Raw genomic sequence first — 23138 nt, 5'->3', positions numbered from 1 at the left:
CCAGGCACCGGTGGCTGGCGCGACGCGGCAGCCACCCGGTTTCTGGCAGAACGGCCCGAAGGGGCTAGAATAGATAGGACCGCGCCTAACGGCCGGTAGCCGTGTGCCTTGGGCGTGCTCGTTTCCGTAACTGCGGAACCGGTAAACCTTCGGCCAGCAGAATGAACGTCAGGACGATGACCGTGGCAGAAGTGCTTTCCACCGGAAGTCAACCTGAACGTACCTGCATCGGGTGCCGGAAGAAAGGCCCGCGGTCGCAGTTGCTCCGGCTCGTCGCCGAAGGCAGCGGGTCAACCGCTGTCCTGGTGGATGAACGACGCCGGATGTCTGGCCGGGGTGCATGGCTGCACCCCAGCCAATCGTGCCTGGCTCTGGCGATCAAGCGGCGAGCATTCGGACGTGCCCTTCCGGGCGCAACCGGAACAGCCGCCGTCGAACACTGGATCATGTCAGGTCCGAACGTTGACGCCGCCCCGGTGGCTGCAACACCAACCGTCCAACCTGAAAGCGGGTCAGAAATCTGATGGAAACCCGATGAGTTCCCAGCGATGAGTGCGTAACGATGACAACTTTGTTGCGCTCTGCAATGGGCCCCTTCGCATCAACAGCGGCTGGGGTCCGCAGTAAGAAGTAGACGGTTCGTGCCTGGCTCGGTGCGGACCGAGACAGGAGAAATGTGGCCAAGGTCCGCGTACATGAGCTCGCCAAAGAGCTCGGTATAACTTCCAAAGATGCAGTGACAAAACTGCAGGAACTGGGCGAATTCGTTCGCTCCGCCTCGTCAACCATTGAGGCCCCCGTTGTGCGGAAACTGCGCAACGCCTTCCCCGACGCCGCTGCCAAGTCAGCGGCCCCGGCCGCAGCGCCCGCCGCTGCACCCAAGGCACCTGCCCCCGTGGCAGAATCACGCCCTTCAGCACCGGCTCCCGGCCCCGCTGCGCCCAAGGCTCCGGCCCCCAAGGCACAGGCACCGGCTCCCGCTGCCCCCACCGCACCTGCACAGGCAGAAGCACCGGCTGCGCCGGCCGCCACGCCTGCCGCCCCCGCGGCTCCGTCCTCGAGTGCTCCCTCCACCGGCGCCAAGCCCGGTGCACGCCCGGCACCCAAGGCCGAAACCCCGGCTCCCTCCACCCGTCCGGGTGGATCCACGCCGGGCGGGTCCGGCCCGCGTCCCGGCGGTCCCCGTCCGGGCAACAACCCCTTCGCCACCTCGCAGGGCATGCCCCGCGGCCGCGGCGGAGACGGTGAACGCGCCCCCCGTCCGGGCAACAACCCCTTCGCCACTTCGCAGGGTATGCCCCGCCCCGGTGGCAGCCGTACCGACGGCGACCGCCCCGGTGGTCCCCGTCCCGCAGCAGGTGCAGGCGGACCTCGTCCGGGTGGGCCGCGTCCCGCAGCGGGTGCCGGTGGCCCCCGTCCTGCAGCAGGCGCAGGCGGACCCCGTCCGGGCGCTCCCCGTCCCGGCGGTCCCCGTCCTACCCCCGGCATGATGCCCAACCGCACTGAGCGTCCCGCACCCGCAGGTGCCGGCCGTCCGGGCGGCGGCGGCCGCGGTCCCGGACGCCCTGGTGGCGCTCCCGGTACCGGTGGTCCCGGTGCCGGCGGCGGTGCTCCCGCCGGCGGTGGCTTCGGCAAGGGCGGCCGCGGCCGCGGCGGCACCCAGGGTGCCTTCGGCAAGGGCGGCGCAGGCCGTGGCAAGCAGCGCAAGTCGAAGCGTGCAAAGCGCCAGGAACTTGAGCAGATGAGTGCCCCGTCGCTGGGTGGCGTGAGCGTACCCCGCGGCGACGGCAACACCGTCATCCGGCTCCGCCGTGGCTCGTCCATCACGGACTTTGCCGACAAGATCGAGGCAAACCCCGCCGCACTGGTGACGGTGCTGTTCCACCTTGGTGAAATGGCCACCGCCACCCAGTCGCTGGACGAGGACACCTTCGCCCTGCTCGGCGAGGAACTGGGCTACAAGCTCCAGGTCGTTTCCCCTGAGGACGAGGAGCGCGAGCTGCTCTCCAGCTTCGACATCGACTTTGATGCCGAACTCGAAGCCGAAGGCGACGAGGAACTGGAAGCACGTCCCCCGGTTGTCACCGTCATGGGCCACGTCGACCACGGTAAGACCCGGCTGCTCGACGCCATCCGCAAGTCCGACGTCATGGCGGGCGAGCACGGTGGCATCACCCAGCACATCGGTGCCTACCAGGTCACGCACAACCACGACGGCAACGACCGCAAGATCACGTTCATCGATACCCCGGGCCACGAGGCGTTCACCGCCATGCGTGCCCGTGGTGCGAAGGTCACCGACATCGCCATCCTGGTGGTCGCAGCGGACGACGGCGTGATGCCGCAGACCGTTGAAGCCCTCAACCACGCCCAGGCGGCCAACGTGCCGATCGTCGTGGCAGTGAACAAGATCGACAAGGAAGGCGCCAACCCGGAGAAGGTCCGCGGCCAGCTGACCGAGTACGGCCTGGTTCCCGAGGAATACGGTGGCGACACCATGTTCGTGGAGGTCTCTGCCCGCCAGAACCTCAACATCGACGAGCTGCTCGAGGCCGTCCTGCTCACCGCGGACGCTGCCCTGGACATGCGCGCCAACCCGAACAAGGACGCCCGCGGCATCGCGATCGAAGCCAACCTGGATAAGGGCCGCGGTGCTGTTGCAACCGTCCTGGTCCAGTCCGGTACCTTGCGCGTCGGCGACACCATCGTGGCAGGCACGGCCCACGGCCGCGTCCGTGCGATGTTCGACGACGACGGCAGCGCCCTGACCGAGGCCGGTCCGTCCCGCCCCGTCCAGGTGCTGGGTCTGTCCAACGTGCCGCGCGCCGGCGACACCTTCTTCGTGACTGCTGACGAGCGCACTGCCCGCCAGATCGCCGAGAAGCGTGAAGCAGCCGACCGCAACGCCGCCCTGGCCAAGCGCCGCAAGCGCATCAGCCTGGAAGACTTCGACCAGGCCGTCGCCGAAGGCAAGATCGACACCCTCAACCTCATCCTCAAGGGTGACGTGTCCGGTGCCGTGGAAGCCCTCGAAGACGCGCTGCTCAAGATCGACGTCGGCGAAGGCGTGCAGCTGCGCGTCATCCACCGCGGTGTGGGTGCCATCACCCAGAACGACGTCAACCTGGCAACGGTCGACTCCGCCGTCATCATCGGCTTCAACGTCAAGCCCGCCGAGCGGGTTGCCGAACTGGCAGACCGCGAAGGCGTGGACATGCGCTTCTACTCCGTCATCTACGCAGCAATCGATGACATCGAGGCGGCGCTCAAGGGCATGCTCAAGCCGGAATACGAAGAAGTCCAGCTCGGCACCGCCGAGGTCCGCGAAGTCTTCCGCTCCTCCAAGTTCGGAAACATCGCCGGCTCGATCGTCCGCTCGGGCATCATCCGACGCAACGCCAAGGCACGCGTCAGCCGCGACGGCAAGATCATCGGTGACAACCTCACCGTTGAGTCGCTCAAGCGCTTCAAGGACGACGCCACCGAGGTCCGCACGGACTTCGAATGTGGTATCGGCCTTGGGTCGTACAACGACATCACCGAAGGCGACATCATCGAGACCTTCGAGATGCGCGAGAAGCCGCGCGTCTAACTCTTGTTAGTCCGTGGCCGGGGCCGTTGGATTTTTCCGGCGGCCCCGCCCCTTCGCTGGGCGGCTTGGGATCTTCGATCCCGCGCCGCCCAGCTTCGGCAGCGGAAATGGCCTTCCCAACACTCGCAAGCTCGCGTCGGGACCCTCGGCTATTTCCTTAGAAGCCACTCCCGGGCCGCCGGAAAAAATCCAACGGGTGCGTCATCGGCTCGCTTGGGTGCGTGGCATCCAGACCCTGGGCGCGTTGGCTGACGTTTGCGCCGCCGTCGTACGTCCCAAATTTTTCTTCTTTTAGGAGTTGTTCATGGCTGATCCGGCACGTGCTGCCAAATTGGCGCAGCGGATTAAGGTTGTTGTTGCTGAGGCCCTGGGCCGGAAGGTCAAGGATCCCCGGCTTGAGGGCATTACCGTTACCGATGCCCGCGTGACCAATGATCTGCAGCATGCCACCGTCTACTACACCGTCTTCGGGGACCAGGCTGTCCAGGCCGACGCTGCCAAGGGCCTTGAGAAGGCCAAGGGTGTGCTCCGGCAGGAGGTGGGCCGGAACATCACCGTCCGGCTGACTCCCACCCTCGAGTTCGTGGCCGACCAGATTCCGGTCAACGCCTCCAACCTGGAGGAACTGCTCCGGGAGGCCAAGAAGCGGGATGCCGAGGTTGCCGCCCTTGCCGCCAACGCCCGGCACGCCGGCGACGCGGATCCGTACAAGTCCGACGCGGTCGCCGACGTTGACATCGACGAGGACGACTTCGACGAAGAGGACCTGGACCTCAGCGACGACGAAGACCTCGACGAGGACGCCAACAAGTAGGCAGCGGACTTCCGCAAACACAGCAGCAGGACCCGGAGGCACCTCCGGGTCCTGCTGCGTTAATGAACCTGCTTACCTGAGATCCGCCTTGATGACCCTGCCTGCAGGTGGCTTGGACGGGTCGCCAAGTGCGTCGATCGTGGCGTAGAGGGTGTGCCCGCTGATGTCGACATCCGCCGGCAGGTTCACCGCCAGGAACTGTGAGCGGTGGCCTTCGCAGTTGAACTTGATGATCTCACCGCCAAACAGTGAAGCGACGTACACATCACCGTTGTCTGTCACGGCGAGGCCCGTGGGGCTCATGATGTGATCGACCCAGAGATCCGTGTCGCCGTTCCATGGGTTGATCTTGAAGATGGCACCGCGTGCACCCAGTTCCGGTCCTTCGGGACCGCCGGGCAGCGACGTCACGTACAGCATGCCGTCAGAACCGATCGCCACGTCGGTGGGTACCGGTTCGAAGGCATACTTATGACCAGCCACGCAGTCCGGCACCGTCATAGTGCCACCCTGCATGTCGGTGGGAACCACCAAACCCTTGGGGATGACCGCCGGGCGTGGAGGCAGGACAGCGACCGTATCTATGTCACCATTCTTCAGGTTGACCTTGAGGACAGCATTCATGCCGGCGTCAGCCACATATGCGGTGTCATCCTTCACTGCCAGCGCGTACGGATGGGAATCCACCAGGCCCTTGTACTTGGTAGGCGGGAAAGCCGGCCAGCCCGCAAGGCACTGGGCGCCCACGTCGTTGCCGAAACCATAGCGCTGGTCGCCATCGGGGTTGTGGCGCCGCTCGTAGTCGGCAAAGTTGGCGATGGTGTCCACGTCGCCCCTGGAATCGATTGACTTCAGGTGTCCGTCCAGTGCGGCCGGGTCTCCCTCGCCGGCGCCCACACTTTCAAGGAAATAGGTTGTGCTGCCGCGGGTATCTGCCCCGGCCACTTCCCAGCCCTTGGGAGTCTTTGTGGCCAGGTCTTCGGTGGACCCGTCCCGGCTGATCCGGGTGAGTTTCCCGGCAAAGTCCTGCGACACCAGGACCGTTCTTCCCGTTCCGGCGGTGACGTGCAGCGGTGAGACGAGGCCCCCTGCGAGGACGTCGTACCCGTCCGTACCGGTGGAAGCAGCGGCGGGGCCTGCGGACGCTATGGCAGCGGCCGAGGCCGCTACACAGGCTATAAGTGTGAGTCTTTTCTTCATTGGATTCTCCGGGGTGCGAGGCCCTTGCGGGCTGGATGTGGCGCCTCCGTAGAGGCGAAATATATCCCCCGGGCGTCAGCGTAGGCTCCTACCAGCGGGTAGGCGCTGGGGGCCTGCCCCCTTCCTGGCCCCCTTTCCGTCCCCCTATGGGGTGCACATGGCTAGGATCGTGCTATGACCTCCGCAGAACACGGCAACCGGGGCTTACGGCACCCTGCATTTGCCCAGTACCTTGAACAGGCCGTGGAGTTGGCCACACAAAATGTTGGTGAAGGCGGCGGCCCCTTCGGAGCTGTGGTGGTAACACCCGACGGGCGCGTGCATGCCGGCGTCAACAGGGTGACCCGGGACAACGATCCCACTGCCCACGCGGAAGTGGTGGCCATCCGGGCAGCGGCCGCGGCTGCGGCGGACTTCGACCTCACCGGCTCTGTCCTTTACGCAAGCTGCGAGCCGTGCCCCATGTGCCTGGCGTCTGCCTTGTGGGCCAGGATCGGCCACGTCTACTTCGCCGCGGACCGCCACGGCGCCGCTGCGGCAGGCTTCGACGACGCCCTCTTCTACGACTACTTCAGCGGCGCGGCCCCGGAGCTGATGCCCGTCACCAGGAGTGACATCCCGACGTCGGACGTCCCCTTCCAGGCGTGGCGCGCCTTTGACAGCAGGAAGGAATACTAGCCATGGAATCCGCCCTACTCCGCTGCCCCGCCTGCGGTAAGACCAACCGGGTGCCGGCCCAGGCCTCCGGACATCCCCGCTGCGGCAACTGCAAGGCGGACCTGCCCTGGATCGTGTCCGCGGGCGACAGCGACTTCGCCGCCGTGGCGGAGCAGTCGCCGGTTCCGGTGCTGGTGGATTTCTGGGCCGCCTGGTGCGGGCCCTGCCGCATGGTAAGCCCCGTCCTGGACCAGCTGGCCCGGGAGCGGCCCGGGAAGATCAAGCTGGTGAAGGTGGATGTGGACGCGTCTCCGGGCCTGTCGCGGCGGTTCGACGTCCAGGCCATTCCAACCCTCATGGTTCTGGTCGACGGAAAGGTCGCAGCCCGCCAGGCCGGCGCCGCACCGGCGGGCGTCCTCCGTTCCTGGCTGGACAAGGCCCTCGCCGGCGCCCGCAGCTAACAGAGCAGGCAGCTTCGCCGGCCGGCCAAGCCAGGTATCAACCCAGGACGTCAGAGCCGGCCGTCCGGAAGCCGGGACAGCCCGTCCAGCAGATCCTGCTTCCGGCCGCACAGCGCGATCCGGACCCACCCTTCGCCGATGGAGCCGAAGGCGGTCCCTGGGGCCAGCGCCACACCGGAATCCGCCAGGAAACGCCGAACCCAGGCCCGCACGTCCCCGCCGGTCACATGGGACATATCGGCCCAAAGGTAGAACGCCCCCTGCGCCGGCAGATAGCGGATCCCTTTTGCGGTGAGGACTGCCGAGGCGGCATCCCGGTTCTCCCGGTAGTGCTGGTGGGCGTGCCGGACGTAGTCCTGCGGCCCGGTCAGGGCAGCCAGCGCCGCGTACTGCGGCGCTGACGCCACGCACGAAACGATGGATTCCATCACGTTGTCCATCTGCTGTTTGAGGCCGGGCGGGCAGATGAGCGCGCCGATTCGCAGACCCGTCAGGCCGTACGTCTTGGACAGTGTCAGCGAAGTGAACACGCGTGCATCCGCCGGGGTGCCGCCGTCGAACCTTGCCGGGCTGACGTGGGGAACATCGTAAGTGAACGCCTCGTAGCACTCGTCCGAAACCACCCAAATGTCGTGCCGACGGGCCAGGTCCATCAGTTCCCGGACCACTTCTTCACCCAGCACTGCTCCGAGGGGGTTGGACGGGGAATTGAGCACCAGCACCCGGGTGCGGCTGGTGATGAGGGCCTCCACGTCGGCAACCTGTGGCTGGAAGCTGTGTTCGGGGCGCAGCGGATAGCCCACCGGCACGGCACCGAGCAACCGGCTGGTCATCGCAAAGGTGGGGTAGCCCGGGTTGGGGATCAGGATTTCGTCGCCGGGGGACAGCAGCAGGCTCATGGCGAAATGCAGGCCCTGCTGCGCCCCGGACACCACGTAGACGCGGTCAGCACCGACGTCCACCCCTTGTTCTTCCCGGAACCTGGCAGCGAACGCTTCCCGAAGGGCGGGGATCCCGGCGTTGGGTGTGTAGTTGGTTTCATCGCGGTCCAGGCAGGCGATGCCTGCGTCCAGGACATGGCGGGGGAGCGGGAAACCCGGCTCCCCGATACTCAACACAATGGCGCCGGGAGTACGCCACGCGGCCTCGGTGATCTCGCGGATCTGGTTGACGGGCACGTCGCGGACATGGGCGGCAAGCTCAGGCATGGCAGCCATCCTAGCCGTCCCCGTCGGGCTGCCGCGGTGCGTCCGGGACCGGGGTGGGGGCGTGGGCCGGCGGGCCAACCAGCGCCGATATACTGGGAGGCGTGCTTTCTGGACTGGTGATAGTGGACAAGCCGCAGGGATGGACCAGCCATGATGTGGTTGGCCGGATGCGGCGCCTCGCAGGTACCCGGAAAGTAGGGCACGCCGGAACCCTGGATCCCATGGCCACGGGCGTCCTGGTGGTCGGCATCAACAAGGCCACGCGCCTGCTGACCTACATCGTGGGTACGTCAAAGACCTACACCGCCACCATCCGGCTGGGCCAGGCCACCGTCACGGACGACGCGGAAGGGGAGGTCACGGCCACGGCCGGCACTTCCGGTGTCACCGAGCAGGCAATTCACGACGGCGTCGCGGCACTCACAGGCGACATCGAGCAGGTGCCCAGCAGCGTCAGCGCCATCAAAGTGAACGGCGAACGCGCCTACGCGCGCGTCCGGTCCGGCGAGGATGTGAAGCTGGCCGCACGCCCTGTCACCATCCACCGGTTCGAGGTGCACGCCGTCCGGCGGGATCCGGCGGCGGGTGTGATTGACCTCGATGTCACCGTTGAATGCTCCTCGGGCACATACATCCGTGCCCTGGCCCGGGACCTTGGCAATGCGCTGGGTGTTGGAGGTCATCTCACTGCCCTCCGCAGGACCCATGTGGGCCCCTATTCGCTGGACCAGGCGCGCACGCTCGAACAGCTCGCCGAAGAGCTCAACGTCCTGGAAATGTCGCAGGCTGCCCGGGCACTGATGCCCAACCGCGAACTCAGCGCCGAGGAAACCACGGAGATCTCCTTCGGGCGGCGGATCGCTGCCGGCGCGGCCCCCGGCGCTCCCGGCGCCGCCACTGTGGAGCATCCGGCCGCCGCCTTCGCTCCCGACGGCAGCCTCGTGGCCCTTCTTGCCGACGCAGGCAGTTACGCCAAGCCGGTGCTCGTCTTCGCCCCCGGCGCCGGGACGGCCGCAACCGCCGCCGCGGAGGCCTGACACGTGGACGCATATTTTTGGATCATCCTCGTGGTCGGCCTGGTGTCCACGCTGGTGTGCCTGGGTGCGGGCATCCTCAAGAAGGCGCCGAACGACGTCACCATCCTCTCCGTCGCAGCCGTGGAAGCGGCCCTGGTGGTGTACCTGGTGGGGTCCATCGTCCGCGTGATCGCCGGCGAACCGATTGCCGGGGAGGCGTGGGAGTTCTGGGGCTACATGGCCACCGCCATGCTCCTGCCGCCGGCGGCAATCTACTGGTCCATTTTGGAGCGCACCCGGTGGAGCAACTTTGTCCTGGCCGCGGTCGGCGTCACGGCACTCGTCATGGCCGCCCGAATGAACCAGATCTGGTACTGAAGTGGAAGAAGCAGCAGGAATGAACGACAAGCAAGCCCCGGCGGCTCCCGGCGAGGCACCCACCCGCAATACCCGCAATACCGGGCCAGGCCGCCTGCTGATTGCCGTGTACGGCGTTTTCGCGATCTCGGCCACGGCCCGGGCCGGATACCAGATCCTCACCAAGTTCTCCGAGGCTCCGCTGGCCTATCTGCTCTCCGCCTTCGCCGCGCTGGTGTACGTGGTGGCCACGGTGTCGCTGGCCAGAGCCGGAACCACCTGGTTCAAGGTCTCCGTTGCCGCGGTGCTGGTTGAACTCGTGGGCGTCCTGGTGGTGGGTACCCTGAGCATCCTGGACTCCGTGCAGTTCCCGCACGAGACCGTGTGGTCCCTGTTTGGCCGCGGCTATGGCTTCATTCCGCTGCTGCTGCCCATCCTGGGACTGGTGTGGCTCTACCGGCGCCGGCCTTCGGTGGCGGCTGAAGCGCGTTCCAAAGCCGCGCAGTGATGTCAAAGGCAGCACAGTGAATCCGGGTAACCTTGAAGAGTTCCGCGGCCGGCATGGTTCCGGAACGTGGCTTGCAGGCAGCTTAAGGCGAGGGTGATGGTTTACATCTGGAACGATCCGTCCGATGTCCCGGCGGATTTCGGCCCATCTGTTGTCACTTTCGGCAACTTCGACGGTGTTCACCGCGGCCACCAGCAGGTGCTGTCCCAGCTGATCCGCTCGGCCCGCCTTTCCCACGCCAAGGCTGTGGCCGTGACCTTCGACCCCCACCCGGCGGTAATCCACCGGCCCGAGGCCGCGCCCGAGCTCATCATGGGCCTGGACGACAAACTGGACGCGCTGGGCGGACTCGGACTGGACGCCATTTTGGTGATCAAGTACTCACTGGATCTGGCCAGCCTCACGGCTGAGGAATTCGTGGAGCAGTACCTGGTGGACTGCCTCCACGCCAGCCACGTGGTGATCGGCCACGACGCCCGCTTTGGACGGGGCAACTCCGGAGACCTGGACACCATGAAGGCGCTGGGCGACAAGTTCGGCTTCGATGTCCAGGTCATCAGCGAGTTCGGCGCCGAGGGCTACCCCCTGCATGACGACGACGGCACGGACCGGCGCTGCTCCTCCACCTGGGTGCGCGAAGCCTTGCAGGAAGGCGATGTTGCCACCGCCGCCTCGGTCCTGGGCCGCCCGCACAGAATGCGCGGCGAAGTGGTTCACGGGGCAGCCCGCGGCCGCGCCCTCGGTTTCCCCACGGCAAACCTTTCCTCGAACGCCACGGGGCTGATCCCCGCGGACGGCATCTATGCGGGCTGGCTGGTGGACCAGGCGGGCACGCGCTGGCCTGCTGCGATCTCAGTGGGGTCCAATCCCACGTTCGAGGGCGTGAGCCGCCAGGTGGAGGCGCACGTCATCGACAGGCCCAAGGAGGCCGTGGAGGACTTCGATCTGTACGGCCAGACAGTGATTGTTGAATTCGTGGCGCGGCTTCGCGGCATGGTGGCCTACCGTGGCCCTGAGGCACTGGTGGAACAAATGCGGCTGGATGTGGCCCAGGCCCACCAGCTCCTCAGCCACCACTGACTGCAGCATCCACCGGTTGCAAAACGTGGCTGCAACAACGGGGTGACAACAACGAAAGGCAGCACGTGTCCGTGGAAAAGAACACCCGCAAGCTGGATGAGGGGATTGTCCGCGACTTCAGCTCGCGGATGAGCTACGCCTCCTACCTGCAGCTTCCCACGCTGCTCAGCGCGCAGCAGCCGGTCAGCCAGCCCGAGCACCACGATGAACTGCTGTTCATCATCCAGCACCAGACCACGGAGCTGTGGCTGAAGCTGGTCCTGCACGAGCTGCGCAGCGCGGCCGCGTGGCTCCGCGGGGACGACCTCGGTTCCGCGCTCAAGGGCATTGCCCGGGTCAAGCACATCCAGAAGACCCTTACCGAACAATGGTCTGTCCTGGCCACCCTGACACCCACCGAGTATTCGCAGTTCCGGGGCTTCCTGGGCAACTCGTCAGGGTTCCAGTCGGCCCAGTACCGGGCGGTGGAATTCGTCCTGGGGAACAAGAACAGCAAGATGCTGCCCGTCTTCGAATCCGATCCGCAAGCCCACGCCATGCTGGCCGAACTGCTTGCCGCCCCCAGCATCTACGACGAGTTCCTGGCCTACCTCGCGCGGCAGGGCTTCGATGTGCCGGGATCGGTCCTGGACCGGGATGTGACCCAGGCCCATGAGTTCACCCCGGAACTGGTCCCGCTTTTCAAGCACATCTATGAAAACGCGGCGGACAACTGGGCTGCCTACGAGGCATGCGAGGAACTGGTGGACCTGGAGGATAACTTCCAGCTCTGGCGGTTCCGGCACCTGCGCACCGTGCAGCGGACCATCGGCATGAAGACCGGCACGGGGGGATCCAGCGGGGTGACCTTCCTGCAAAAGGCCCTTGAACTGACGTTCTTCCCGGAATTATTCGCTGTCAGGACGGAGATCGGACAATGAGCATCCATCAGGAAAACCACCTCGATGTGTCTGCCGAAGCGCTCCGCGGGCGCGCCGAAGAGCTGGACCGCCGGGACGCCCTGGCACACTACCGGGACCTTTTCATTGGCACGGACACACCGCTGTCCTACCTGGACGGCAACTCCCTGGGCCGGCCCCTGACGCGCACTGCCGACGACGTCGCCGCCTTCATCCGGGACGAGTGGGGCGGACGCCTCATCCGTGGCTGGGACGAACAGTGGCTCAGCATGCCGCAGGCCATCGGGGACCAGCTCGGACGCGCCGTCCTCGGAGCTGCTCCGGGGCAGACCATCATCGCCGATTCCACCACCGTGGTCCTCTACAAGCTGATCCGCGCGGCCCTGGCCGCCGTACAGGATCCAGACCGCAACGAGCTGGTGCTGGACACGGAAAACTTCCCCACGGACCGCTACCTGGTGGAGGGCATCGCCCTCGAGGAAGGCCTCACCCTGCGCTGGATCGAGCCCGACCCGGCCGCCGGGGTGACCCTTGACCAGGTGCGCCAGGCCACCGGGCCGAGGACCGCCGTCGTCCTCCTCAGCCAGATCGCCTACCGCTCAGGCCACCTCGCGGACCTGCCGGGGATCACCGCGGCAGTGCACGACGCCGGCGCGCTGGTGGTGTGGGACCTGTGCCATTCCGCGGGGTCGGTGGAGATCGACCTGGACGGTGCCGACGTGGACTTCGCAGCCGGCTGCACCTACAAGTACCTCAACGGGGGCCCGGGCTCGCCTGCTTTCGCCTACGTCAATGCCCGGCACCTGCCCTCGTTGAACCAGCCCATCTGGGGCTGGATGGGGCGGAAGGACGCCTTCGAGATGGCCGCCGGCTATGAACCTGCCGCCGGCATCCGGGGCTTCCTCAGCGGCACCCCCGCCATTTTCGGCATGATCGCCATGCGGGGAACCCTGGACCTCATCGAGGAAGCCACCATGGCTGCCATCCGGGAGAAGTCCCTGGCCCTGACCGCATTCGCCGTGGAGGTCTTCGATGCCTGGCTGGCCCCGCTGGGAGCCGAACTGGCGTCGCCGCGGAACCCGGGGGAGCGGGGCGGGCATATCACGGTGGACCATCCCAACTTCACCAAGGCCACCGTGGAAGCGCTCTGGGAAGGGGACGTGATCCCTGACTTCCGCTCTCCCCATGGCATCCGGGTGGGGTTGTCGCCGTTGAGCACCAGTTTTGCGGAAGTGCTCCAGGGCATGGCAGCGATCCGGGCCCGGCTGCAGGGCTGACGGCGCACTGTTTCGACAAGGTTAGGCCGCGCCCGGTAAACTGGACGATGGATCCGGCTGCAGTCCGTGGCGGCTGGTTCCTGTTGTAGTCGGCCTTCTCCGGTTATCCGGATCAGGACCAACACGGCAGACCCGGCAGTGAATTACTGACCTGGGCCCTCACGGCACATCCCAAGGAGATATTGTGGCACTTGACGCCGCTGTAAAGCAGTCCATCATCAAGGAATACGCAACTGGCGAAGGTGACACCGGTTCACCCGAGGTCCAGGTTGCTGTCCTGACCCAGCGGATCAAGGATCTGACTGAGCACATGAAGGAGCACAAGCACGACTACCACACCCAGCGCGGTCTGCTGGCCATGGTTGGTCGTCGCAAGCGCATGCTGAGCTACCTCAAGAAGACTGACATCGCCCGCTACCGTTCGCTCATCGAGCGTCTCGGCCTGCGCCGCTAGTCACACTTTGGGGCGGCCCTTTCCCTCCGGAACGGGCCGCCTTCTTCAAATAAAAACTAAACAGGAGGATCAACCGCATCACGCATTCGCGGTCCTCGGTAGTGATCCCCGGGAACGGCTTCGTTGACTGAAGCCGGCGGCCCGTGGGTCTCGATCGATGACCGGGTGCAGGGCCAGTAGACAGATGCTGGCTGGGTTGATGCGGCTGGACTTCCGTAAATAGAAACGGAGGTGACTCTCTTGGAGGGTCCCGAAATCCAGTTCTCGGAAGCAGTCATTGACAATGGCCGTTTCGGCAAGCGCGTAATCCGCTTTGAAACCGGCCGCCTCGCCAAGCAGGCAGCCGGCGCAGCAATGGTGTACATCGACGATGACACCGCCCTGCTGTCCGCAACCACCGCCGGCAAGCACCCGCGTGAAGGCTTCGACTTCTTCCCGCTCACGGTCGACGTCGAAGAGCGCATGTACGCTGCCGGCCGTATCCCGGGCTCGTTCTTCCGCCGCGAAGGCCGCCCGTCCACCGAAGCCATCCTGGCCTGCCGCCTGATGGACCGCCCGCTGCGCCCCGCCTTCATCAAGGGCCTGCGCAACGAGGTCCAGATCGTGGTCACCGTCCTGGCCATCAACCCCGATGAGCTGTACGACGTCGTTGCCATCAACGCTTCCTCGATGTCCACCCAGCTGTCCGGCCTCCCGTTCTCCGGCCCCATCGGCGGCGTCCGCGTTGCCCTGGTCAACGACGAAAACGGATCGCAGTGGGTTGCCTTCCCCAAGCACTCGCAGCTGGAAAACTCCGTGTTCAACATGGTGGTTGCCGGCCGCGTTGCCGGTGACGACGTCGCCATCATGATGGTCGAGGCCGAAGCAACCGACAACTCCTGGAACCTCATCAAGGAACAGGGCGCCACCGCCCCCACCGAAGAGGTTGTGGCCGAGGGCCTGGAGGCTGCCAAGCCGTTCATCAAGGCACTCTGCGACGCCCAGGCCGACCTCGCCGCACGCGCTGCAAAGCCCACGGTCGAGTTCCCGGTCTTCCTGGACTACGAAGACGACGCTTACGCCGCCGTCGAATCCGCTGCCGCCGAAAAGCTCGCCGCTGTCTTCCAGATCGCCGACAAGCAGGAACGCGACAACGCCTCCGACGCGCTCAAGGACGAGGTCCTTGCCGGCCTGGCAGGCCAGTTCGAAGGCCGCGAAAAGGAGCTGTCCGCTGCTTTCCGCTCCGTCACCAAGCACGTTGTGCGCCAGCGCATCCTCAAGGACCAGATCCGCATTGATGGCCGCGGCCTGACGGACATCCGCCAGCTCACCGCAGAGGTCGAGGTTCTGCCCCGCGTTCACGGTTCGGCCATCTTCGAGCGCGGCGAGACCCAGATCATGGGTGTCACCACGCTGAACATGCTCAAGATGGAACAGCAGATCGACTCGCTGTCTCCCGTCACCCGCAAGCGCTACATGCACAACTACAACTTCCCGCCGTACTCCACCGGTGAGACCGGCCGCGTGGGCTCGCCCAAGCGCCGCGAAATCGGCCACGGTGCCCTGGCAGAGCGCGCCATCGTGCCCGTGCTGCCGTCCCGCGAGGAATTCCCGTACGCCATCCGCCAGGTATCCGAGGCCCTCGGCTCCAACGGCTCCACGTCGATGGGTTCCGTCTGCGCCTCCACCCTGTCCCTGCTGAACGCCGGTGTGCCCCTGAAGGCCGCCGTCGCCGGCATCGCCATGGGCCTGGTGTCCGACCAGGTTGACGGCCAGACCCGCTACGCGGCACTGACCGACATCCTCGGCGCCGAAGACGCCTTCGGTGACATGGACTTCAAGGTTGCCGGTACCGCCGAGTTCGTCACGGCCATCCAGCTGGACACCAAGCTCGACGGCATCCCCGCTTCCGTGCTCGCGGCAGCCCTGAAGCAGGCCCGCGAGGCGCGCCTGCACATCCTCGAGGTCATCAACTCGGCCATCGACACCCCGGACGAGCTCTCCGAGTTCGCACCGCGCGTCATCGCCGTCAAGATCCCCGTGGACAAGATCGGCGAGGTCATCGGCCCCAAGGGCAAGATGATCAACCAGATCCAGGAAGACACCGGCGCCGACATCTCCATCGAGGACGACGGCACGGTCTACATTGGCGCCACGAACGGTCCGTCTGCAGATGCAGCGCGCTCCGCCATCAACGCCATCGCCAACCCGCAGGTCCCGGAGATCGGCGAGCGTTACCTGGGCACGGTGGTCAAGACCACCACCTTCGGTGCCTTCGTGTCGCTGACCCCGGGCAAGGACGGCCTGCTGCACATCTCCGAGCTGCGCAAGATCGCCGGCGGCAAGCGGGTAGACAACGTTGACGACGTTGTTTCCGTGGGCCAGAAGATCCAGGTGGAAATCACCAAGATCGATGACCGCGGAAAGCTGTCCCTGTCTCCGGTCGTGGCTGAAGAGGAAGGCGCCGACGACACCGAGCGCGTTCACGCCACGGAGCCTGCTGAAGGCGCTGAGGTCTAACAGCAGGGGCTTCCCGGCATAAGCATGAATCGGCGGGACCGGTGGATGATCCACCGGTCCCGCCGCTGTTACGATGGCAGCCAGATCCGGCTGCCCGTCCTGAAAGGCATCAATGACTGTTGTACCCCTGCCGCTTGAGCAGAACCACGCCGGCGACACCCTGGTCCACGGCTCCGACGGCGGGTCCGAGGTGCGGCGTTCAGTGCTGCCAGGGGGAGTGCGGGTACTGACCGAGGCGATGCCGGGACAGCGGTCTGCCACCATCGGCTTCTGGGTGGGCGTCGGATCCCGTGACGAGGCACCCGGCCAGCACGGGTCCACCCACTTCCTTGAACACCTGCTGTTCAAGGGCACCAAGCGCCGCACGGCCTTGGAGATTGCTTCCGCGTTTGACGAGGTGGGCGGCGAATCGAACGCGGCAACGGCCAAGGAAAGCACCTGCTACTTTGCGCGGGTGTTGGACTCGGACCTTCCCATGGCCATCGACGTCATCGCTGACATGATCACCGGCGCCGTGCTGGATCCTGACGAGATGGAGCAGGAACGGGACGTCATCCTGGAAGAAATTGCCATGGACAGTGATGACCCCACTGATGTGGCGCACGAGCACTTCGTCGCCGCGGTCCTCGGCAGCCATCCGCTGGGACGGCCCATCGGCGGCACTCCCGCCGCCATCAAGGCCGTAGCCCGCGATTCCGTGTGGGAGCACTACCGCAGGTACTACAAGCCGGAAGAGCTGGTCATTACCGCCGCCGGCGGCCTGGACCACGACGTCGTATGCGGACTCGTGGTGGATGCCCTCCAGACCGCGGGCTGGTCGCTTAAGCCGGACGCCGCGCCGGTGCAGCGGCGTTCCACCGAACGTGCCCTGATCACGGGAACGGCGGGCCTGCATGTGGTCAAGCGGGCCGTGGAGCAGGCGAACATCATCATGGGCTGCCCCACGATCGTTGCCACCGATGAACGCCGCTACGTCATGAGTGTCCTGAACGCGGTCCTGGGCGGCGGCATGTCCTCGCGGCTGTTCCAGGAAGTCCGTGAGAAGCGCGGGCTGGTTTACTCCACTTACTCCTTTGCCTCGTCCTACGCCGACGCCGGCTACTTTGGGATGTACGCGGGCTGCACGCCGTCCAAGGTCCGGCAGGTGCTGGACCTGCTGGCTGTGGAGCTCGACAAGCTCGCGGAACACGGGATTTCAGACGACGAACTGCGCAAGGCCGTGGGACAACTGGGCGGCGGAATCGTCCTGGCACTGGAGGACACCGGCTCCCGGATGTCCCGGCTGGGCCGCGCCGAACTGGTGTCCGGCGAGTACCAGGACATTGACGAAACACTGCGGCTGATCAAAGCCGTCACCACGGAACAGGTCCAGGAACTTGCCGCCGAACTCGCCGCCGCGCCCCGGACCGTCACCGTGGTTGGCCCGTTCGACGAGACCGAAACCTTCGGCCTGTAACACCCCGCGCCGCGGAGATGCCGCGAAGACGCTGGCGGCCCGGCTCTGCAGAGTCCATCCTGAGTGGGGAGTGATTCTTCGGCAGGGGAAGGCGGAACGGTGAACGGGCCAGGAGCGGAGCACGGACATCCGGCGTTAACGAACCTGCTGGGTCACTGGCAGGGCTACACACACGTGGCTGCCGGTCCCTGGGGGCCGGAACACCGCGTGAGCGCCCAGGTGTCCTACACGCAGGTTGCCGGGGGCCTCGGCGTGGTGCAGAGCTACCGGCACATTGAACCGGACGGCAGCCACTTCGAAGGCCACGGCATCTTCACGATCGATCCGGTCCACGACGACGTGCTGTGGTACTACGTTGACAGCACCGGCGTGCCGCCCGGCAACGCCGCCCGCTGCACCTGGCGCGACGGCGTCCTCCGTGTTGAACGCCGCAATGCCGGAGGCTGGACGCGCCACTCCATCGAGGTGGCGAACGGTGTCCTGACACACGTCACCGAATTGCGTTCGCCCGGGCGGGACGACGGCGGCGACGCCCCGGAGGCCGGTGTGGACGGCGAGGCTTTGTCCTACAGGCCATTCATGCGCTCGGAATTCCACCGCGCCTGAGGCAGGGGCTACGATGCCGCCTCGATAATGCGCGTTTTCGGCGCACCGGCGAGGGCAGGGGCGTTGGCGGGCGAACGCCATACCTGTGTTCGAAGGTTCGTGAGCAGCTGCTCTGCCTGGGCCAGGTCCGCGAAGTCGAGTTCCACAACAATGTATTGCGGTTCGCCCACGGGCCGGCCTATCCGGTGCGCGAGAACCCCTGACGCGGACCGGCCCACCGGATCCCGGTCGAATGCCGCCTTCCACGTGCTGAAATCGGTGATGCTGTGTTCGATCTGCAGGGTGAACATCCCAGTCTCCTTACTCGTCCCGCCAGGTTGGAGGACGCTCCACGCTGCTAAAGCTAGACGGTCCGGGCTGCGGCGGGTATCCCAGAATTCTGGGTGGCAGCGCCTCCGGGTTGCCCGGGATGGCCGGAGCATACTTGGAACATGACCAAGGGCTGGGCTGGAAACCGGAGCCAGGAGCGCATCCGACTCCTGGCAGGCTCGGACCTGGATCACCAAGCTCTCCGGACAGCGATTCTGGCAGAAGTGGCCACCATGGTGCCTTTCGATGCATTCGTTTGGCCGTTGTGTGATCCCGTCACGACGGTAGGGATGGCGCCGAGGGCCAGGATTCCCTGCCCTCAGGAATTGCCCACACTTATCCGCCTCAAGTACCTCTCCGGGGCCGGCCGCTGGACCGAGCTGATGCATTCGCCGGTGCCGGCGGCATCCCTCCTGAAGGCAACGCAGGGAGAGCCCTCCCGCAGCCCGGTGTGGAGTGGCGTGTTGCAACGCTATGGGGTCCGCGATGTACTGTCCGTCGTGTTTGCCGACAAGTATGGGTGCTGGGCCTGGCTCGATTTGTGGCGGACGGGCGATTCGGTCCCCTTCACGGATGAGGAAACTGCGTACCTGGGCGAGCCCGCAGCGGCAGTGACCGCCGGCCTGCGGAGGTCCGTGGCTAGGCAGTTTCGGACTCGACTGGAACCGGAACCTGGCCCGGACCCGGCCGCCGGGACAGGAGCCGGGCAGCCCGGGTTGCCGGAGCAGGCTGTCCTCACCCTGGACGACGATCTGGCGATAGCTGGTCGAACGGCGTCCGTGGACGACTGGCTGCAGCTGCTTCAGCCTGGTCCGGTCCCTCACGATCATGTGCCTGCTGAGGTGTTGAACGTTGCTGCCCAGCTGGCGGCAAGGGAAGCACTGCTGGACACCCACGCCGCGGAATGCAGGGTGTACGTCGGGGCGGGCCGCTGGGCCTCCCTGCGGGCCAACCGCATGGAGTCGGGAGTGTCCGGACCCACTCCACCGGTGGCCGTGACGATTCAGGCCAGCACGCCTGCCGCGCGGCTTGACATGTTTGCCCGGGCGTTTGGCCTGACACCGCGGCAGGGGGAACTGCTGTGGCTCACTGCAACAGGGGCCGATACGGCAGCCATGGCGGATGCCCAGGGCGTGACACCGTACACGGTCCAGGACCAATTCAAGCAACTCTTCCAGGCGTGCGGAGTCCACAGCCGGGCGTCACTGCTGGCCATGGCCCTGGGAACGGGGGCCCGGGTCTAGCGGTGGGCCATCGTCTCCTGGAGCCACGCGTTGACGCACATGCCCCTGGGGAAGTCCTACGACAAGAGCACGTCCCAATTCCCCGCCGGGTCTGGCGGCAGGAAGAACGGCATGGCGTAGAAATCGTCCCACAAAGGATCTGTTGGCGGGAGTTGATCCGGCTCAAGCAAGTTCCCGCCAGGCGGCTCCTCGCTTGGCACCTCCAGCCACTCCGGCATGTCAGCCAGCAACTGGCACCATTGCGGCAGCCCAAACGGCAGATCGCGCCGCAATTCAGGCGGTGGTGGTTCCCGTAGCCCCGCTTCGTCCGCTTTCCGGGGTGTGCCCAACCCTCCCGGTGGGTTCAAGACTGCCGCTGCGGATTGCCCGGACACGGTGCTGTTCCTCCGCAGAAGCCCTGGCGGCCAGTGGGTTGGTTGGGGGTCGTGGTGTTCGGGGTTGTAGTGGCGGCCGGTGGGTGAGGTCCAGCCGGGCGGTCCGTTGTTGGTGGCGGGGTCGGGGGTCCAGGCGCGGGCGTGCTTCAAACGGTGATGTTTGGGGCATAGCTGGGCCAGGTTCCGGACGTCTGTTCGGCCGCCGTGGTCCCAGGCGGTGAGGTGGTCGGTGTGGTTGTCGGGGGTGTGGTTGGTGCAGCCGGGGAAGGTGCATTTCCGGTCCCGCATGCGGATCCATTGTTTGATGGTTTCGGGGAGCCGGTAGCGGGTGCGTCCGATCTCCAGGGGTGCCCCGTCGCGGGGGTCGACCAGGACGCGGTAGAACGACTCCGCCCCGTCCGCGACAAGCCTCCGTGCCATCGACGCCGGGATGGGGCCCAGGCCGTCCAGCACGGCCGGCTCATCGGTGAGGCCGAGCAGGGCGAAGACCGGGACGGTGACCAGGACATCGGCCCGAGGGGTGGGAACCTTTCCAACACCACCGCTACTCCCGGTAGTTGTTCCCGCAGGATCACCCGTGGCCGTGGTGTTTCCTGCGCCGAGGAGGAGTGCTGCTGCGATGTCGGGGCGGAGTTGGGTGAGGGTGCGGGGCTCGTCAGGGCCCTGCAGGCCGCGTGCGGTGGCGGTGGTGCGGTTCCAGATGGCGCAGGCGGTGTCGCCGGGGAGGTAGAGCGAGAGCCAGGCCATGCCGCCGCGGTCGGGGGTGTATTCCATTCGCCGGTCCGCGACGCCTTTGGCGTGGCGTTTGGCGAGGGTTTCGGGGTGGTGGCGTTCCCGCCAGGCGCGGATCTTGGCGCGGAACCGGGCGGGGGCGAGTTCACCGGGCGCGGCGCCGCGGGCGGGGTTGGGGGCGTCGGGGTCGAAGAAGTGCGCCACCAAGGCAGCAGCCCCGTCGGGGGTGAGCCCCTCGGTTGCATCGGCGACAATCCTGGCATGCTGCCACGACAGGTCACCGGCTGACAGGGCGCCCAGGAGCGGCGGCAGGGAACACACCCGGCGGGATTGTTCCACCAAAGCACCCGCGGCCGCCGAACTGACAGTCAGGACACCGGCGATCTCCTCCACCGCGGACATCTCCGCGTAGGTGCGGTCCTGGGCAGGGGCGTCGGGGGCAAGGAGTGCCTGCTGGATTTCGACCGCTTCTGCCGCGTCCAGGGCTTTCACCGCGGCGAGCTGAGCCTCGACCCGGGAGACTGCCTCCAGCCGTTCCAGCCGGAGCTCATACCGCCGCTGCAGCACATCGACATCAGCGCCAACACCGGTCCCGGCGGCAAGGAAATGATCCTCACGGGTAAGAGCATCGAGGGCAGCAACAGAGGCAGAAACACCCTCCAAAACCACCCCAACATCCGTGCCGATTCCCATACCCACATCATCCAGCGAGGCACCGACATTCAAAGCCACGGCAGCTTTGGCAAGGCCAGGGCGGCTGCTGCCCATTCGCCTGGACGTGCGCGAATACTTACCCGCCGGCGAACGGAGGCAGTACGTCCACCACGTCGTCCGGACCAAGGACTGCCGCCCGGTCCCGTACGGCCACCTCATTGAGCAGGAAGCTGCTGCGGGAAAGAAGCCGGGAAAGGGGCGGGGTCCCGGCAGGGGGTTCAGGGCGGTCCACGGCCAGCATGGCCTCGAGCAGGTCCGCCACGGTGGCGCCCTGGGGAAGGTGGAACTTTTCTTCCTCGAAACCCGCGGCAGCGCGTGCGGCAGCAAAATAACGTACAAGCATCCCGGTCAGCCCCCGATAGCACTCATGCTGCGGTCCGGCTGGACGAAGTCCGGAGCATCCAGTCCAACGTGGTCCATGCCGTGGGCTTTCGGTTTGATCCACATGGCGTCCTGCCACCGCTGCGCCAGATCATCATCGGTGGCGCCCGCCCGCAGCAGGCCCAGCAGGTCGAACTCCTCGCGGGAGAACAGGCAGCTCATGATCTTGCCCTCGGCGGTGATCCTGGTGCGCCGGCAGTCGGAGCAAAACGGCTCGGTGACGGAGGCGATAATTCCCACGGTTCCCAGCACCGGTCCGTCCGCGTCCGCGGAGCCTGCCGCCCGCCGTCGTACTTCAAACCGCTCCGCAGGAGCGCCGTCACGTGCGCGGGGATCCGGACTGAGGGCAAAGTCCCGGGACAACAGCCCGCGGATCTCGGCTGCCGTGATCATGTTGCGGCGCGTCCAGCCGTGGTCCGCATCGAGCGGCATCTGTTCGATGAACCGCAGTTCGTACCCGCGCTCCAAGGCCCACGCGAGCAGCTGCGGCGACTCGAGGTCATTGATGCCGCGCATCAGGACGGCGTTCAGTTTCACAGGGCCCAGGCCGGCAGCCCAGGCGGCGTCCACACCCGCCAGGACCTGGTCCAGGAACGGACGCCGGGTCAGCTTGGTGAACGTTTCCTCATGCAGGGAATCCAACGACACATTGATGCGCGTCAGCCCGGCGTCCTTGAGGGCCGCTGCCTTCTTCGCCAGGCCAACGCCGTTGGTGGTCATGGAGATCGGCAGGTCCGGGTGGTTGGCCCGCAGTGCCGAGATGATCTGGACCAGATCGTGCCGCACCAGCGGCTCACCGCCCGTGAGGCGCAGTTCGCGCACTCCCAGCTGCTCCACGCCTACCTTGACGATCCGCACGATCTCCTCGGCGGACATGACGGCCTGCTTTGCCAGCCATTCCAGGCCCTCCGCCGGCATGCAGTAGGTGCAGCGGAGGTTGCACTTGTCCGTCAGGGACAGCCTCATGTCGGTGGCGCGGCGGCCGTAGCGGTCCGCCAGCCCGGCCGGTGCATCCGCTGGCCGGCGCGCGGGAACGCCTGGCAGCGCCGATGCTGCTTCCTCCCGCGGCTGCGGCATGCCTAGCTGGACAGTCATGAAATCAGGCTACGCCACGTTGAGCCGCCCATCACACCCGTGACCCCGCTGTGAGACGCGGGGCAGGAATCCCGGCGGCACCGGCGCCGGGGACCACCGGCAAACCTATGCTGGTGTTGTGAGGAGTTCCCAGCGCGGGCATGCGGCGTACGACGGCGGCGCCGGCCTTGGGGAGCGGGCGGACAGTCCCTTCCCACTACCGGCA

The 23138-nt window shown here is 66.4% G+C and carries 22 protein-coding genes; 16 read left to right on the top strand and 6 right to left on the bottom strand.

Translation table 11 applies throughout. From position 1 onward, the window contains the following. The first annotated feature begins 161 nt into the window (after positions 1-161). The 3 genes from AC6JAM_RS01420 to rbfA all read left to right on the top strand — a co-directional run bounded on the left by AC6JAM_RS01420 (position 162) and on the right by rbfA (position 4406). Positions 162-524 (top strand): YlxR family protein, encoded by a 363-nt coding sequence (locus AC6JAM_RS01420; RefSeq protein WP_166673076.1) that lies wholly within the window; start codon positions 162-164, stop codon positions 522-524. A 152-nt stretch (positions 525-676) separates the two neighbouring features. Continuing rightward, entirely contained in the window at positions 677-3592 is a 2916-nt protein-coding gene (gene infB / locus AC6JAM_RS01415; protein WP_056389874.1) for a translation initiation factor IF-2, read from the top strand. A gap of 304 nt (positions 3593-3896) precedes the next feature. Then, complete coding sequence (rbfA, locus tag AC6JAM_RS01410) at positions 3897-4406, top strand: 30S ribosome-binding factor RbfA (RefSeq protein WP_018771961.1); 510 nt, start codon at positions 3897-3899, stop codon at positions 4404-4406. A gap of 72 nt (positions 4407-4478) precedes the next feature. Here rbfA and AC6JAM_RS01405 read toward each other — a convergent pair whose 3' ends face one another. Then, complete coding sequence (locus tag AC6JAM_RS01405) at positions 4479-5606, bottom strand: ScyD/ScyE family protein (protein ID WP_026266186.1); 1128 nt, start codon at positions 5604-5606, stop codon at positions 4479-4481. Between the two features lie 174 nt (positions 5607-5780). Here AC6JAM_RS01405 and AC6JAM_RS01400 point away from each other — a divergent pair, with 174 nt between their 5' ends. Together AC6JAM_RS01400 and trxA are read left to right on the top strand one after the other, a co-directional pair. Continuing rightward, positions 5781-6284 carry a nucleoside deaminase gene (locus AC6JAM_RS01400; protein ID WP_018771963.1) on the top strand — a complete coding sequence of 168 codons (504 nt, stop codon included), beginning with the start codon at positions 5781-5783 and terminating at the stop codon, positions 6282-6284. 2 nt (positions 6285-6286) lie between these two features. Continuing rightward, complete coding sequence (trxA, locus tag AC6JAM_RS01395) at positions 6287-6724, top strand: thioredoxin (protein ID WP_018771964.1); 438 nt, start codon at positions 6287-6289, stop codon at positions 6722-6724. Between the two features lie 50 nt (positions 6725-6774). On the opposite strand, the gene AC6JAM_RS01390 is transcribed toward trxA, so the two are convergent. Then, on the bottom strand, positions 6775-7932 hold the full coding sequence (locus tag AC6JAM_RS01390; RefSeq protein WP_497933834.1) for a pyridoxal phosphate-dependent aminotransferase: 1158 nt from the start codon (positions 7930-7932) through the stop codon (positions 6775-6777). A gap of 101 nt (positions 7933-8033) precedes the next feature. Here AC6JAM_RS01390 and truB point away from each other — a divergent pair, with 101 nt between their 5' ends. The 10 genes from truB (at position 8034) to AC6JAM_RS01340 (ending at position 18084) form a co-directional block, all read left to right on the top strand. Then, on the top strand, positions 8034-8969 hold the full coding sequence (truB, locus tag AC6JAM_RS01385) for a tRNA pseudouridine(55) synthase TruB (protein ID WP_026266187.1): 936 nt from the start codon (positions 8034-8036) through the stop codon (positions 8967-8969). A 3-nt stretch (positions 8970-8972) separates the two neighbouring features. Further along, positions 8973-9326, top strand: a complete 354-nt coding sequence (locus AC6JAM_RS01380) for a hypothetical protein (RefSeq protein WP_018771967.1) — start codon at positions 8973-8975, stop codon at positions 9324-9326. Positions 9327-9345: 19 nt separating this feature from the next. Beyond that, positions 9346-9813: a hypothetical protein gene (locus AC6JAM_RS01375; RefSeq protein WP_056389955.1), complete on the top strand. Its 468-nt coding sequence runs from the start codon at positions 9346-9348 to the stop codon at positions 9811-9813. A 96-nt stretch (positions 9814-9909) separates the two neighbouring features. Next, positions 9910-10893, top strand: coding sequence for a bifunctional riboflavin kinase/FAD synthetase (locus AC6JAM_RS01370; protein ID WP_018771969.1), 984 nt, complete (start codon positions 9910-9912; stop codon positions 10891-10893). A gap of 65 nt (positions 10894-10958) precedes the next feature. Beyond that, positions 10959-11813: a tryptophan 2,3-dioxygenase gene (gene kynA / locus AC6JAM_RS01365; RefSeq protein ID WP_018771970.1), complete on the top strand. Its 855-nt coding sequence runs from the start codon at positions 10959-10961 to the stop codon at positions 11811-11813. Continuing rightward, positions 11810-13069, top strand: a complete 1260-nt coding sequence (locus AC6JAM_RS01360; protein WP_478222063.1) for a kynureninase — start codon at positions 11810-11812, stop codon at positions 13067-13069. Before kynA ends, AC6JAM_RS01360 begins: the two co-directional genes overlap by 4 nt. A gap of 184 nt (positions 13070-13253) precedes the next feature. Continuing rightward, positions 13254-13523 carry a 30S ribosomal protein S15 gene (gene rpsO, locus AC6JAM_RS01355; RefSeq protein WP_013600532.1) on the top strand — a complete coding sequence of 90 codons (270 nt, stop codon included), beginning with the start codon at positions 13254-13256 and terminating at the stop codon, positions 13521-13523. 240 nt (positions 13524-13763) lie between these two features. Further along, positions 13764-16022 carry a polyribonucleotide nucleotidyltransferase gene (locus tag AC6JAM_RS01350; RefSeq protein ID WP_018771972.1) on the top strand — a complete coding sequence of 753 codons (2259 nt, stop codon included), beginning with the start codon at positions 13764-13766 and terminating at the stop codon, positions 16020-16022. Positions 16023-16134: 112 nt separating this feature from the next. Further along, a complete protein-coding gene (locus AC6JAM_RS01345) occupies positions 16135-17478 on the top strand; it encodes a M16 family metallopeptidase (protein ID WP_018772253.1) in 1344 nt (447 codons plus the stop codon). A 63-nt stretch (positions 17479-17541) separates the two neighbouring features. After that, on the top strand, positions 17542-18084 hold the full coding sequence (locus AC6JAM_RS01340; RefSeq protein ID WP_497933829.1) for a DUF1579 family protein: 543 nt from the start codon (positions 17542-17544) through the stop codon (positions 18082-18084). 8 nt (positions 18085-18092) lie between these two features. On the opposite strand, the gene AC6JAM_RS01335 is transcribed toward AC6JAM_RS01340, so the two are convergent. Beyond that, entirely contained in the window at positions 18093-18374 is a 282-nt protein-coding gene (locus AC6JAM_RS01335; protein ID WP_018772255.1) for a hypothetical protein, read from the bottom strand. Between the two features lie 345 nt (positions 18375-18719). Here AC6JAM_RS01335 and AC6JAM_RS01330 point away from each other — a divergent pair, with 345 nt between their 5' ends. Next, positions 18720-19637 carry a helix-turn-helix transcriptional regulator gene (locus AC6JAM_RS01330; protein ID WP_497933828.1) on the top strand — a complete coding sequence of 306 codons (918 nt, stop codon included), beginning with the start codon at positions 18720-18722 and terminating at the stop codon, positions 19635-19637. Positions 19638-19693: 56 nt separating this feature from the next. On the opposite strand, the gene AC6JAM_RS01325 is transcribed toward AC6JAM_RS01330, so the two are convergent. The 3 genes from AC6JAM_RS01325 to moaA all read right to left on the bottom strand — a co-directional run bounded on the left by AC6JAM_RS01325 (position 19694) and on the right by moaA (position 22933). After that, a complete protein-coding gene (locus AC6JAM_RS01325) occupies positions 19694-21436 on the bottom strand; it encodes an HNH endonuclease signature motif containing protein (RefSeq protein WP_497935861.1) in 1743 nt (580 codons plus the stop codon). Between the two features lie 97 nt (positions 21437-21533). Beyond that, positions 21534-21800, bottom strand: a complete 267-nt coding sequence (locus AC6JAM_RS01320) for a MoaD/ThiS family protein (protein ID WP_497933827.1) — start codon at positions 21798-21800, stop codon at positions 21534-21536. Between the two features lie 5 nt (positions 21801-21805). Then, positions 21806-22933, bottom strand: a complete 1128-nt coding sequence (gene moaA / locus AC6JAM_RS01315) for a GTP 3',8-cyclase MoaA (RefSeq protein ID WP_026266125.1) — start codon at positions 22931-22933, stop codon at positions 21806-21808. Positions 22934-23138: the final 205 nt, after the last annotated feature.

The organism is Arthrobacter sp. GmRoot5-12 (genome assembly GCF_059739365.1).
Note: the sequence above shows the minus strand (reverse complement) of the source record. Positions and strands in the feature narration are given on the sequence as shown.

What these genes read in the sequence shown, in the direction of transcription:
- AC6JAM_RS01400 (WP_018771963.1), top strand. Translation starts at nt 5,781, where the DNA reads ATGACCTCCGCAGAACACGGCAACCGGGGCTTACGGCACCCTGCATTT.
- AC6JAM_RS01360 (WP_478222063.1), top strand. Translation starts at nt 11,810, where the DNA reads ATGAGCATCCATCAGGAAAACCACCTCGATGTGTCTGCCGAAGCGCTC.
- AC6JAM_RS01420 (WP_166673076.1), top strand. Translation starts at nt 162, where the DNA reads ATGAACGTCAGGACGATGACCGTGGCAGAAGTGCTTTCCACCGGAAGT.
- rbfA (WP_018771961.1), top strand. Translation starts at nt 3,897, where the DNA reads ATGGCTGATCCGGCACGTGCTGCCAAATTGGCGCAGCGGATTAAGGTT.
- AC6JAM_RS01325 (WP_497935861.1), bottom strand. Translation starts at nt 21,436, where the DNA reads ATGGGAATCGGCACGGATGTTGGGGTGGTTTTGGAGGGTGTTTCTGCC.
- AC6JAM_RS01390 (WP_497933834.1), bottom strand. Translation starts at nt 7,932, where the DNA reads ATGCCTGAGCTTGCCGCCCATGTCCGCGACGTGCCCGTCAACCAGATC.
- AC6JAM_RS01405 (WP_026266186.1), bottom strand. Translation starts at nt 5,606, where the DNA reads ATGAAGAAAAGACTCACACTTATAGCCTGTGTAGCGGCCTCGGCCGCT.
- AC6JAM_RS01370 (WP_018771969.1), top strand. Translation starts at nt 9,910, where the DNA reads ATGGTTTACATCTGGAACGATCCGTCCGATGTCCCGGCGGATTTCGGC.
- moaA (WP_026266125.1), bottom strand. Translation starts at nt 22,933, where the DNA reads ATGACTGTCCAGCTAGGCATGCCGCAGCCGCGGGAGGAAGCAGCATCG.
- AC6JAM_RS01345 (WP_018772253.1), top strand. Translation starts at nt 16,135, where the DNA reads ATGACTGTTGTACCCCTGCCGCTTGAGCAGAACCACGCCGGCGACACC.
- AC6JAM_RS01320 (WP_497933827.1), bottom strand. Translation starts at nt 21,800, where the DNA reads ATGCTTGTACGTTATTTTGCTGCCGCACGCGCTGCCGCGGGTTTCGAG.
- AC6JAM_RS01375 (WP_056389955.1), top strand. Translation starts at nt 9,346, where the DNA reads ATGAACGACAAGCAAGCCCCGGCGGCTCCCGGCGAGGCACCCACCCGC.
- trxA (WP_018771964.1), top strand. Translation starts at nt 6,287, where the DNA reads ATGGAATCCGCCCTACTCCGCTGCCCCGCCTGCGGTAAGACCAACCGG.
- AC6JAM_RS01335 (WP_018772255.1), bottom strand. Translation starts at nt 18,374, where the DNA reads ATGTTCACCCTGCAGATCGAACACAGCATCACCGATTTCAGCACGTGG.